Annotated in this window: 10 protein-coding genes; 3 read left to right on the forward strand and 7 right to left on the reverse strand. The window is 38.0% G+C overall.

Annotated elements, in window-relative coordinates:
• Positions 1-150 precede the first annotated feature (150 nt).
• The 7 genes from IPL24_08285 to uvrA all read right to left on the reverse strand — a co-directional run bounded on the left by IPL24_08285 (position 151) and on the right by uvrA (position 9,832).
• Positions 151-516, reverse strand: a complete 366-nt coding sequence (locus tag IPL24_08285; protein MBK8363676.1) for a response regulator transcription factor — start codon at positions 514-516, stop codon at positions 151-153.
• A gap of 92 nt (positions 517-608) precedes the next feature.
• A complete protein-coding gene (locus IPL24_08290; protein MBK8363677.1) occupies positions 609-3,038 on the reverse strand; it encodes a response regulator in 2,430 nt (809 codons plus the stop codon).
• A gap of 333 nt (positions 3,039-3,371) precedes the next feature.
• A complete protein-coding gene (locus IPL24_08295; GenBank protein MBK8363678.1) occupies positions 3,372-3,653 on the reverse strand; it encodes a hypothetical protein in 282 nt (93 codons plus the stop codon).
• Positions 3,592-4,746, reverse strand: a complete 1,155-nt coding sequence (locus tag IPL24_08300; protein ID MBK8363679.1) for a hypothetical protein — start codon at positions 4,744-4,746, stop codon at positions 3,592-3,594. The genes IPL24_08295 and IPL24_08300 overlap by 62 nt, the downstream gene beginning before the upstream one ends.
• Positions 4,747-4,772: 26 nt before the next feature.
• Complete coding sequence (locus IPL24_08305) at positions 4,773-5,999, reverse strand: hypothetical protein (protein MBK8363680.1); 1,227 nt, start codon at positions 5,997-5,999, stop codon at positions 4,773-4,775.
• Between the two features lie 105 nt (positions 6,000-6,104).
• Positions 6,105-6,812 (reverse strand): TIGR00730 family Rossman fold protein, encoded by a 708-nt coding sequence (locus IPL24_08310; protein MBK8363681.1) that lies wholly within the window; start codon positions 6,810-6,812, stop codon positions 6,105-6,107.
• 149 nt (positions 6,813-6,961) lie between these two features.
• Positions 6,962-9,832, reverse strand: coding sequence for an excinuclease ABC subunit UvrA (gene uvrA, locus IPL24_08315; protein ID MBK8363682.1), 2,871 nt, complete (start codon positions 9,830-9,832; stop codon positions 6,962-6,964).
• A 219-nt stretch (positions 9,833-10,051) separates the two neighbouring features.
• Here uvrA and porQ point away from each other — a divergent pair, with 219 nt between their 5' ends.
• The 3 genes from porQ (at position 10,052) to IPL24_08330 (ending at position 13,313) form a co-directional block, all read left to right on the forward strand.
• Positions 10,052-11,104, forward strand: coding sequence for a type IX secretion system protein PorQ (gene porQ / locus IPL24_08320; protein MBK8363683.1), 1,053 nt, complete (start codon positions 10,052-10,054; stop codon positions 11,102-11,104).
• A gap of 483 nt (positions 11,105-11,587) precedes the next feature.
• Entirely contained in the window at positions 11,588-12,307 is a 720-nt protein-coding gene (locus IPL24_08325; GenBank protein ID MBK8363684.1) for a (d)CMP kinase, read from the forward strand.
• Between the two features lie 109 nt (positions 12,308-12,416).
• The gene (locus tag IPL24_08330) at positions 12,417-13,313 is read left to right on the forward strand and encodes a 4-hydroxy-3-methylbut-2-enyl diphosphate reductase (GenBank protein ID MBK8363685.1); all 897 of its coding nucleotides are present in this window, start codon (positions 12,417-12,419) and stop codon (positions 13,311-13,313) included.
• The last annotated feature ends 199 nt before the right edge of the window (positions 13,314-13,512 follow it).

The raw sequence follows: 13,512 nt of genomic DNA on the forward strand, positions 1-13,512 counted from the left end.
TCTAAGGCTTAATCCGGACAGGGTAAAAATTAAAAAAATCAAAAAATAGTTGACTCTCGGTTGCATTTTCTTTTTTGATGGGGGAAATTGTTTTTGATCTTACTGAAACAAAAAAACCGGCCATCACTTTTGAATTTCTTATTCGTTAAATCAATACGATTTCATCAAAAGCCGTTTTACCCTGACAGAAAGTTCGTTAGGGCTAAAAGGCTTTGTAATGAAATCGTCTGCTCCTAATTGAAATGCTTCCAATACGGTTTTTTCCAAACCAATTGATGAAACAATAATGATAGGAACTTTTATATTCAATTGTTTTCTTACTTGATGCACGATCTCGAGCCCGGTTAAATAGGGCATCATGATATCGGTAATAATAATGTCTGGTCTTAATTTGTCGATCTTATCAATCGCTTCCTTACCGTCTTTTGCAAGTATAACTTCATAGCCCTCTTTTTCAAGCTTGAACTCTACCATTTTAAGGACCATTTCATCGTCTTCGCAAACTAAGACCTTCATTTATTTTGTGTTTGTTTTAAAGCGGCTGCAAGATAGTATTTTATCCTACTATTTGGGTGAAAATACACTCTTGAGAATTAGTTTATTTCACTCTATTTTAGAGTGGTTAACTCTGATCTTAATTGAGCGTACGCCTGACTGGTTCTTGATTCGATTTCAATGAGTAATTCATCAACCGCAGGTTCCTTCAATTCTTTCTCATTCATCAACTCAACTTTCGAAAGTGCATTCTGTATTTCTGACATGCCCATGTAGCCAAATGAAGGTTTGATTCTGTGTGCAACTTTTCTGAACTCATCCCAGTTTTTATTTTTGAAATGTTCATACATTTCAGTTATTGCTTCCGGAGTTTTATTCAGAAACATTTCTATCATCTCAATTACAAATGCTTCATTACCTTCTGCAATTTGCTTGAGATAATTAAGATTTATTTTTGGTGCATTCAGGAAGTGATTGATCGCTTCTTTATGAGGTACAGCCGGTTTTGATTGCCCGATTGTAGCACCCGTCTGGCCTCCCTGATTTGATTGATTATTTAATTTCACTTCCGCTGTTTTTTGCTCAAAATGAGTATTTTGAACTTGTTTCAACGAAGGATTGTGACTTTGGGTTAGCGCAATTATCTTTTTCTTTAAATCAAGTGGATCGAATGGTTTGTTGATATGATCATTCATTCCGTGATCTTTGCATTTCTGCTTTTCTGATGCCGTTGCATGTGCTGTCATTGCCATTATTGGTACCGAGCAAAATGGCTCCGGTAACGTTGTCCTGATGGTTTTTGAAGCAGTTAATCCATCCATAATGGGCATTTGTATGTCCATCAGAATCAAGTCATAACGCTCATTTTTCGCAAACCTGATCGCTTCTTCCCCATTATCGGCAAAATCGATCGTTGTTTGCCAGTCAGAGAATATCTTCCTCACTATCAATTGATTAATCTTATTATCCTCTGCAATTAAAATTCTGAGGTGAGAGATACTATACTCACTGTCTTTTTGAATTTCTACTTTTTTAATGGATTCAATTATCGGATAGACGATATGAAATGAAAAAGTTGTGCCTATTCCTGATTTACTCTTGACCGAAATCTCCCCTTCCTGAAGCTCAATGAGTTTTTTTACGATCGTCAGCCCTAAACCTGTTCCACCAAATTTTCTGGTCGTATCTGAACTAGCCTGAGTAAAACTATCAAAAATAGTGGCTATGCTTTTTTCAGGAATTCCAATTCCGGAATCTTTTATTTCAAATTGGACAGTGACTTTGTTATTCACTTTCTGACCGACTCTGGCAATGATCCTCACTTCACCCTTTTCAGTGAACTTGATCGCATTGCTGATCAGATTATTTATGATCTGTGAAAGTCGGGTAGGGTCGCCACTGATAGTAGCCGGAAGTTTAGGATCTACTTCTGATACTAGTTGAATTCCTTTTTCATCGGCCTTGGCCTGAAATAATTCTATGGCATGCTTCACTGATTGATTAATATTGAACGGTACTTCTTCGAATGTCATTTTACCGGTTTCTATCTTTGAAAAATCAAGAATGTCGTCGATGATCACCATAAGATTGTCTGAACACATTTTAATTGAACTCAGGTAACCTGATTGTTCTTCATTAAGATTTGTATTCAGCAAAATGCGGGTAAGTTCAATGATATCGTTCATAGGTGTACGGATCTCATGACTCATATTGGCAAGAAAATTTTCTTTGATCTTTGCTGTTTCTTCTGCTAATTGTTTGGCATTTTCCAGCTGCTCCAGAATCTTTTTGTGAGCCGTAACATCCGCTGCAATACCTATAACTCCGATGATTGTATTTTCATTATCTCTGATAGAAGTATAAAAGATCTCGAAGTATTTATTTTCCCACTCCGCAACGATCTTTACTTCTTGTCCTTCCAATGCCTTATGAAAATACTCAAGCTGAATCGGAATATCTTTTGAAAAATTCGCTAAGGGTTGATTGATAAATTTTTCTTTATCAATTTTTAATTCCTCCAGACCTTTTCCTTCAAAAAGTGTGAACTCACTGTTTTTATTTAAAGCAAATAATATAATAGGAGCATTGGCAACAACAGCCTTTAACTGGTTTTGAGTTGTGCTTAATTGTAATTCAAGTTCACGCTGACGAGATGCCTGTTCTTTTAAGTTAACCATGTATCGCACACTTTGTGCAATTCCGTCGCCTGTCAGAAGATCTTTCGGAATGTAATCGTTCGCTCCGGTCTTCATTGCTTCAACGGCAATTTTCTCATCACCCTGACTGGTAACGATAATGATAGGGGATTGATTACCTGCTTTACGGATTTCTTTTAAAAGGTCAATACCTGTTCCGCCCGGTAAATTGTAGTCAAGGAAAATACAATCGTACTCCTGATTTTGTGTCGCAGCTTTTCCACTTTCATGGTCTTCTGCAAAATATAAATCGTGATTAATGCTTGCACTTTTTAATGCCTTCTTAATGATCAACCGATCCAACTCGTCGTCCTCGACAACAAGTATCTGAAATTTTCTATCTGCCATTTGTAAATATGTTTATGCCCATGTTTTGTAAGCATAATATTTTACTCTGATGGCTGTTTTACGTTGAGGACAAAAGTTTAGAAACCTTACGTTTTTAAGCAGGAATTAGGGAAAATCAGATAGTTTCTTGCGTTTTTTTGGTAAGTAGCAATTGGTGAGTGGTAAGGAGCAATAGGTACCTAAATGTCAATACTTTCTTTTAGCATCTGTATTGATTGGATTCACAATTTGAAACTAGTGCGAATTGCCACTCATCATTGAACACTCACCATAAAAAGAAATTTCTAACATACTAGTAACTGGTGCTACTTACCACTCACCAATTACTACAAACTACTTCTGCACAAAAAAGAAATCAATCAAATCAAAAAACTGCTGTACACTATACGGCGATTTTTGTGACATATATTCATCAATAGCAGCGGAGATCTCTTTTGGTGTAATGTATCCGTTTAGATCAACATCTAATCGGCGATAAATTCCAGGGATCACTGTGTGTTCTTCAGGATTTGCAGCAGCTCTGTCAGACGACCATTTTTGTTCAACATCCGGTTTACGTTCTGCAAGTTTGTCGAATGCTCTCAGGTATTCGATCACGGCAGGTAATGCTGCCAAGGGAATCCTTTCTGAAAGCTTCTTCGATCATTTCTTCTGTAATGGTTACGCCTTCTTCATTGACAACTGCGTATGCAGCACTGTTCAATTCAAGATCGCGGTAGTCAGGAATTCCATCATCATCTTTATCCAATGGTTTTCCATTCACGTCGACTTGATTAGAAGCCGGAGTTGCAGAGGAATCATCACGCACATCCGGAATTCCATCTCCATCGGCATCGTCACTTGTCAGCTCTTCGAAGTTGACTCCACGTACATCAGGAACATAGTTGTAACGGCTGTTCTTTCTGTCTCTTTCAGCACCAAAATCAAATCTGAATGCAATAGATGTAAAGAAGAATTTATCTTTTTTATCGTTGCCCTGACGTCCTTCAATTCCTTCAGGAGTAATCCCATCGATATAATCTGTATTCGTTGTGTGAAGAATTGAACTGAAGTCAAGTGAACATTTGTTTCCTATCTTAAACCGAACCCCGGCACCAACCGGAAAACCAATTGCTGATTCTTTATACTTTCCAAAGCCATCGATATTTGCATCACGAAGACTTGTTTCGTATGAATAATCTCTGCGTGTAGCAGGTGAACCTGAATTATTTCCGGATTCAGGAGCGTTTCTTACTGAACCATCATTCCAGTAATAATAGAAATTACCATTCGCATCAAACAAATCTGTTTTAGATCGGAATGAAATGTATTCAACTCCGGCAGTTACATAGGGAAACAAGACCTGATCACTTCTTTTCTTGCTGACCAGTTCGTATCGGACACGCAAACTTTGTGAAAAAACTGAAGCTCTGAAATTAGAATGTTTGTCGACAGTGTTTTCTTCTCCTGTCATTCTTCCTGAGAGGAAAAACAGTCCAAACGATAATGGACCATCAGTATGATTCTGGATGCTGAATTCCAGACCTGAATTTGCTGTCAATGGTTGATTGAGTCTGTTATAACCAATGTCTCCATTGAAATTCATTACGCCCTGAGAAATGCTGAGCACAGGTAATTTAAAGGAACTTTTTTTTGGTGCTTCTTGTGCAGAAGAATTATTTGTAATGAAAAAAGTTAATGCTAAAGAGCAGGTGAGGAGTATTCGCATTGTGTGGTTATTAGTAATCTCTGATTCTATTGATTGATTTTTTTATTTGCCTGAGCCTGATTGACCGGTATTCTTTCACCATTATCATATGCAACGATGAATGCATCTTTTACCAGTTCCTTTGTCTTTATGCCGAATGCTTTTGCCTCTTCATAAGAAGAAAAACTTCCGATAATATATTTCTTCCAGCCTTCATGATTTGTCAATTCGACATTGTCTGTAACCTTGTATTTCTTTTCGAAGAACTGACCATTTCGCGCCGGACTCTTTCTCGTTGCACAGATCTGGACTTTGTAAAAGATTCCTGTTTGTGGCGCCGGCAGATTCAGGTCAACATTTGCAGTTGTTGCACTTGCCGTTGTATTATTACTTTCTAATGCTTTAGCAGCCATAAGTTGTCTTTCATTTTCACTGCTGATCAATGCATCAATAATTGAATCGGGAGTTGCGTCATCAGCAATTACTTCTGCACTTCTTTCTGATTCAGATTTGTTTTCATCTGTACCATATACAAGCATTCCATTTATCTCCGGAGCAGTTTTGGATGAAGATGAATGTACCAGATAAGAAATGGTAAACGACGATTCAGTTGGAAAGGTTGTCCAGGAAAACACTGCTTTCTGTCCTTCAAAAGTGAAAGTCGAACCAAATGTTTCAATAGCAGATGCATTAAAATTGACCGGAATATCATCAATAAACTGAGCACCGCTTGTTTCCTGATTAGGATGAATGGTCAACTCAACTCTGTATTCCCCTTTGTCAGGATTAACACTGATTAATTTCCTTTCTACGTTTGGTCTGTTTTGAGCCTCAATTGCTGAATTGCTTACAGTAATTTCAATCGGGTCTAATGCAAGCTTCTGAGTTTTTTCATCCTGGATATAATAGAAAAGTCCATTCACAACTTGTTTGCCATCAATGTTGTCCGAAACTTTTACTTTGTATGAAACAGAAAATACTTCATCAGCAGGGAGGGAGATCCAGATAAATTTTGCACTCTCTTCGTCATTGATGAATTGTGCCTTCTTAGTGTCAATTGCCTCTGCAGTAAATCCTTTCGGAAGAAATTGTTGCAAACGGGCGAAGCCGGTTTGTTTTCCCTTATGAACTGTGAGGGTAACGGTAAATTCAGTTCCCGGTTTTACTTCTGTGGGAAAAGACTGTTCAACAAAAATACTTGATTCAGGAGTAACGAAGATCGATGCAATAAAGATCGATAATGCCGAGGCAAACAGGAGTACGATTTTAATCATTGGGCTTGAATATTATTCAGGCCTCAAATTAGCTTAACAAATGAAACTTCTCCGAATGAAAATGATGCAGTTATCCAATGTCAAATGTTGATAACCACTCGCTTATCAGAAGTTCGGTTTCAGTAAGTATCTGCTGTAAAAATCATTGATGTGTTTTACCGCGTGGTCCGCGTCATCAGCAAGGAAGACGAGGTCGAGGTCGGCAGGATTGATCATTTTTTCAGCAACCAAAACTGTCTTGATCCAGTCGAAAAGTCCGGCCCAATATTCTTTTCCGGCCAGAACGATCGGAAATTTTCCAATCTTTTTAGTCTGAATCAACGTCAATGCCTCAAACAATTCATCCATTGTTCCAAATCCTCCGGGCAAAACAACAAAGCCTTGAGCATACTTAATGAACATCAATTTACGCACGAAAAAATAGTCGAAAGTGATCAACTTATCAGGATCGATATAAGGATTTGAACTTTGCTCAAAAGGTAATTCTATGTTTAATCCAACCGATTTCCCACCGGCCGTTTTCGCTCCCTTATTTGCGGCTTCCATAATTCCGGGTCCACCTCCGGTGATGATACCGTAGCCTTCTTTTGTCAACTTGAAAGCAATTTCTTCCGCGAGATGATAGAAGTGATGATCCGGACTTGTTCTCGCTGAACCGAATATAGAAACACAAGGTCCGATCTTACTAAGCTTTTCAAAACCATCTACAAATTCAGACATGATCTTGAAGATCTGCCATGTATCGTGAGCTTTAATTTCCTGCCAGTCTTTATCCGAAAACGCACGTCGGATTTTTAATTCATCGTAATTCATTGAGGTGTTTTTATGTTTTTTAATCGGCAATCACCTTTGACCTTTGACCCTTGACCTATTTATAATCTGTAAATAGGTCAAGGGTCAAAGGTCAAGGGTCACGATGTTGAGGTGTAGTCTGCAGACTACACCCCAACATCGGATAAGCCCTAGTTTAACGCAGCCTTCTTCCTAAGGTTGCCTGTTTTTTGTGTAATAGAAAGTTCTGTTTTGAGAAATTCTGCTGTAATGCTGTCTTTATTTTTAATGATCTCTCTTGGAGTTCCTTCACAAATAATTGTACCACCACGAACGCCACCTTCCGGACCAAGATCAAAAATGTAATCTGATGCTTTTATCATATCCATGTTATGTTCTATGACCATAACAGTATTTCCTTTGTCTACTAATCGATTAAGGACATCAAGTAAAATACTTACATCTTCAAAATGCAATCCTGTTGTAGGTTCATCTAAAATATAAAACGTATTGCCGGTATCCCGCTTCGATAATTCTGATGCCAGTTTTACACGTTGTGCTTCACCACCACTTAAGGTTGTGCTCTGCTGTCCAAGTGTAACGTAGCCTAATCCAACTTCTGCAAGCGTTTTAATTTTCTGTAAAATATGCGGCATGTTCGTAAAGAAATTTACTGCTTCTTCAATACTCATGTCCAGAATGTCGCTGATCGATTTTCCTCTGTATCTTATTTCGAGCGTCTCACGGTTGTATCTTTTACCACGACATGTTTCACATTCTACATACACATCAGGAAGAAAATTCATTTCTATAACACGCATTCCGCCGCCCTGACAAGTTTCGCATCGACCGCCTTTTACATTGAAAGAAAAACGACCGGGCTGATACCCTCTGATCGCTGCTTCGGGAAGTTGAGCAAATAAATTTCTGATGTCTGTAAATACTCCAGTATAAGTTGCAGGATTTGAACGGGGCGTTCTTCCAATTGGTGACTGATCTATCTCAATCACTTTGTCGACGTGTTGTAATCCTTTAATTGTTTTATACGGTAATGGCTTCTGAACAGAATTATAAAAATGCTGATTCAAAATAGGGTAGAGGGTTTCATTGATCAAAGAAGATTTTCCACTTCCGGAAACACCCGTTACACATATCAGTTTTCTTAATGGAATTTTTATACTTACGTTTTTAAGGTTATGTCCTGTAGCATCTTTTAATTCAATGTACTTGCCATTTCCTTCTCTGTATTTCAGAGGTGCAAAAATTGATTTTCGCTCACTAAGATAATCTGTTGTAAGTCCCGGTTGCTTCATGATCTCTTCCGGTGTGCCTTGTGCAACAATCTGACCGCCATGTACACCGGCTCCCGGACCAAGATCGATCACATAATCAGCAGCAAGAATTGTTTCTTTATCATGTTCTACTACTATAACAGTATTCCCTGCATCGCGTAATTCCTGTAAGGATTTTATAAGCCTTACATTATCCCGCTGATGTAAACCAATGCTTGGTTCATCAAGAATATAGAGTACTCCAACCAGTTGTGAACCGATCTGAGTAGCTAAACGGATCCGCTGTGTTTCGCCGCCACTCAGTGTTTTTGAACTTCTGTTTAGCGTGAGATAATCAAGTCCGACATCCAGCAAAAACTTAATCCGCTTTTTGATTTCTTTGATCACTTCTGTACCGATCTTTTTTTGCTTGACAGAAAGTTTGTCTTCCAGTTTCGAAAACCAATCACTCAGAATCTGAATATCAGTATTCGCTAATTCTGAAATATTCTTATTGTTGATCTTAAAATAAAGAGCTTCTTTTTTTAAACGGTCGCCTTTGCATTCAGGACAACTAACATGTTGCATGAAACCCTGGATCCATCTTTTCATGGAAGGTGAAGCAGATTCATTTTCCTGATTAACAATGAAGTTAACGATGCCTTCGTAAGTCGATGGCTGATGATATGCACTTCCGGATTGATCGGATGCAACATTCAGTACATCATCACTTCCATATAAAATTATGTTCAGCGATTCCTCCGAAATTTCATCCAGAGGAGTTGACATATTGAACTGATATTTTCTTCCTAATGCTATAAGTTGTTTGAAGATCCAGTTATCTTTCTGAGGACCTAAAGGAATTATTCCTCCTGCCTTAATAGTTTTTTTAAAATCAGGAATGATACTTTTAATATCAACTTCTGTAATTGTGCCAAGACCATTACAACGCTTGCACGCACCATAAGGCGAGTTGAAAGAAAATGTATTCGGTTGTGGTTCATCATATGAAATTCCCGAAGTAGGGCACATCAGATGACGACTGTAATAATTTTCTTTATCTTTTCCATTCTCAATGATCATGATCGAGCCTTTGCCTAGTTTCATGGCAAGTGTCAGTGATTCATTTAATCGTTGCTGAATTCCGGGACCAACTTCCAAACGGTCGATCAGTAATTCTATATCATGAGTTTTATATCTGTCAAGTTGTAATCCTTTTTTTAACTCAACCAGATTGCCATCGTTGCGGACACGTAAATATCCTTGTTGCGAGAGTTGCTCAAACAATTCACGGTAATGACCTTTTCTTGCTTTCACTAAAGGTGCAAGTAACATTATTTTTTTTCCGTTGAACTTCTGAATGATCAATTCAATGATCTGTTCATCACTCAACTTGATCATCTTTTCACCGGTAACATAAGAATAAGCATCCGATGCCCGCGCAAAAAGTAGTCGCATGAAATCGTAGATCTCAGTTATTGTTCCTACTGTCGACCGCGGATTTAAATTTGTTGTTTTTTGTTCAATCGAAATGACCGGACTTAAGCCGTTGATCTTATCTACTTCAGGCCGTTCCATGTTTCCAAGAAATTGTCGCGCATAAGCAGAAAAACTTTCCAGGTATCTCCGCTGACCTTCTGCATAAATTGTATCAAAAGCCAGCGAAGATTTTCCACTTCCACTCAAACCTGTAATTACAACAAGTTGGTTTCTTGGAAAAGTAAGATCTATATTTTTTAAATTGTGTACACGCGCTCCATAAATCTCCAACACCTCTGTTTCTTCCTGCATATTTTTTGATCTGAAATTTGAACATGCGAAGGTAAGGAATTTGTTAAGAAAAGATCCCATAGGATTGTTTAATGTTTAATGCCGGGGAATCGCTGAGATTAGACTTTAAACATTAAACAAAAAGGGTCTAGAATAAAAAAAGTGTGTTGTATTTACCCCCAATTTAAAATAAAAGATACGTTTTCCCGTTACCACAAATATTCCTTTCTTTGCATGTATATGAAATTTACAAAACTACTAACCGCAGTTCTCGTTTTGGCTGCCAATCACTTATGTTTTTCTCAATCCGGTGGCGTAATAGGCGGTAACTATGTTTATCAATATCTGAATATTCCGGCTTCGGCACGTGTTGCTTCTTTTGGAGGCACATACATTACTGTAAAGGATGATGACATAAATACCGGAATGCAGGCAGCTTCTTTGCTAAATTCAGAAATGAACAAAGCGCTTACGTTTGGTGGAGTTTCTTATGCCGATGGAATTAAATTCGGAAATGTAGCCTTTGCTAAGCATTACGATAAAATCGGAACCTTTCTTGCTTCTATGAATTATGCTGGATATGGTCAGTTTATCGAGACCGATGAATTCGGAACTGTGATTGGAACATTTAAAGCATCTGATTATGCATTGACTTTTGGATATGGTAAAGAGCTGAATAAATATTTCAGTTATGGTGGAGCGATAAAATTTCTATACTCTGATTACTACATCGCTAATTCTTTTGGAATTGCTGCTGATCTTTCAGCAACTTTTTGCGATACAACAAGGAAAATTACTGCAACCGTTCAATTTAAAAATATCGGAAGCCAGTTGAAAAATTACGTTGATGGCGCGAATGAACCTTTGCCTGCAGAAGCATTGATTGGAATTTCCAAAAGACTTTCTCATACTCCTCTGCGTTTCAGTCTTACATACAGACATCTTGAAACTTTCGATCTGTCATACGAAGATCCTCTTGATCTTGGTGATGTTGATCCTGTAACAGGTGAAGCACAGATAAAAACGATTGACTTCTGGAATAAATTTTCCAGACACTTTATTTTTGGTGCCGAAATTCTTATAACAAAAAATTTCCATATAAACGGTGGCTATAATTTCCAGAGAAGAAAAGAACTGCAAGTTTCAAGTCGTCCCGGACTTACAGGATTTTCATTCGGAGTGAGTATGAAAATCAGTAAATTCATCATCAGCTATGGCCGCGCAAGTTACCATCTTGCCGGTGGTGCCGATCATTTCTCGATCACAACAAACCTTGCGGAATTTGTGAAATGATAAAATTTTCTTTTAAGTTGAAAATTATATCTTAAATCAACTGTTCGCAGATTAAATTTATAGCAAGCCCCCACTTTCTGTTGACATACATCTACTTTAATCAAAGATAAAGCAGTTCTTGTGCGAGGAGTCCACGCGCTGCGCGAAATCATTTGAAAAGTTGAATCAGGGATGTAACCAATAATCGAAGATTTCAAATGATTTGGTGCGCGTGGTGGCCTTTTTTTGTTTCTTTTTTTGGCCAAACAAAAAAAGAAAAATTGAAAGTAACGGTTTGAATTTTGGAAATTACTTTCAAATGAAAATATTTATATCAGATAGCAGTCCCTCTGACCTTTAACCTATTTTAAAATCTCTACTTGATTTGTTAAGGTTGCCAATAATTGCCCTCACTTTTTGATTAAAACACTTTGAATCACGGAAAAAGTCGCATTTTTTTTCTTTCTTTGCCAAGTGGCAACAATTCTCCATTCTTCTAAAACTATGAACCTTTCGCCGGGACCGATTGCGGGAAAAATTATTATCGCAATTGATGGTTATTCTTCTTGTGGAAAAAGTACGATGGCAAAAGCTATTGCTAAGAAGATGGGTTATCGATATATTGATTCCGGAGCTATGTATCGGGCTGTGACTTTGTTTGTGCAACAACATGGATTAAGTCTGGAAGATCTGCAGGGGATGAGTGAAGCCCAGTTGGAAGCAATGCTCGATCATATTCATGTTACTTTTCATATCAATCCTGAAAACGGATTGTCTGAAGTGTATTTGAATGAGATCAATGTTGAGAAAAAGATCCGTGATATGAAAGTATCGGATTGGGTGAGCCCGGTGAGTGCAATTCCAACGATCCGGCATCGAATGGTGGCTTTACAACAAGGATATGGTAAACAAAAGGCTATTGTAATGGATGGCCGCGATATAGGGACAAAAGTTTTTCCCGATGCTGAGTTGAAAATTTTTATGACAGCAAAAAAAGAAGTCCGTGCAAAACGCCGCTTCGATGAACTAAATCAGAAAGGATTTATGGTCACTATGGATGAAGTCCTGAAAAACATCGAAGACCGTGATCACACCGATACTCACAGAGCCGAAAGTCCTTTGAGAAGAGCAGAAGATGCAATCATCCTCGACAACTCCGATCTTTCAGAACAGGAACAGTTTGAGTTTGCGATGAAGCTTGTTAACGAAATATGTAATAAGTGAAATTAAGTGAAAAGTGAAAAGTGAAAAGTGAAAAGTGGCGACGACCTATAATGGGGGCATCACTTTTCGTTTTTCACTTTTCACTTAATTTCATACCTTTGCTGCAATAATGAAAGTCACCATCGATGCATTCTCAGGTTTTTGTTTTGGAGTTGTTTATGCTATCCAAAAAGCTGAAGAAGAGTTAGCAAAATCAGGTTCTTTGTATTGCCTGGGCGATATTGTTCACAACAATATGGAGGTGGAGCGCCTTGGAAAAAAAGGTCTTAAAGTGATCAATCATGATGATCTTAAAACTCTGCATGATTGTAAAGTTTTGATCCGTGCACATGGCGAACCACCGGAAACTTATCAGACTGCACTTGAAAATAATATCGAATTAATTGATGCATCATGCCCTGTCGTTCTCAAATTACAGCACCGCGTAAGAGTTAGTTACGATGATGTTCTGGAAAATGATGGCCAGATCGTTATTTATGGAGAAATCGGACATGCGGAAGTAAATGGTCTTGTCGGACAAACAAACGGAAATGCAATTATTGTCCGGTCAGAGGAGGATATTCATCTGATCGATTTTTCTAAACCTGTTACGCTTTTTTCACAGACAACAAAGAGTAGTGCCGGCTTTTCAAAAATGAAGAAACTTATTGAAGAGTTATCTGAAAAGGCTGTCCAGAAAGAGATTTCTGAAGAATACATGGTTTCTAATGATACGATCTGTCGCCAGGTTTCCAACAGAGAACCGCAATTGCGAAAGTTTTCACATGAACATGATGTCATTTTGTTTGTAAGCGGAAAGAAAAGCTCTAATGGAAAAGCATTGTATGAAGTCTGTAAATCCGAAAATCCAAACACCTATTTTATTTCATCTGACGAAGAATTAGACTTCAACTGGCTCAAAGGCATAAATAAAGTCGGAATCTGTGGTGCAACTTCAACACCAATGTGGTTGATGGAGAAAGTAGCAGAAAAGATTGAAATGGTTGCGACGGAAATTAAGGGCTGATTGACGCTTAAATTATTTCCCGCAGATCCCGCAAATCCCGCAGATCTGCGAGATTTGCGAGATCTGCGGGAAATAAAATGACTTTACATTACCTCAACTTTTGCCTTAAAGTCTATAACTCGTTCATATAGTGCTGATAATTAACCATTTTCGATCATTTCAAATAATCCAGAATTCATCCAGATTAATTTGATAATTT

The sequence above is a fragment of the Bacteroidota bacterium genome, assembly GCA_016711505.1.
Taxonomy (GTDB): Bacteria; Bacteroidota; Bacteroidia; order AKYH767-A; family 2013-40CM-41-45; genus JADKIH01.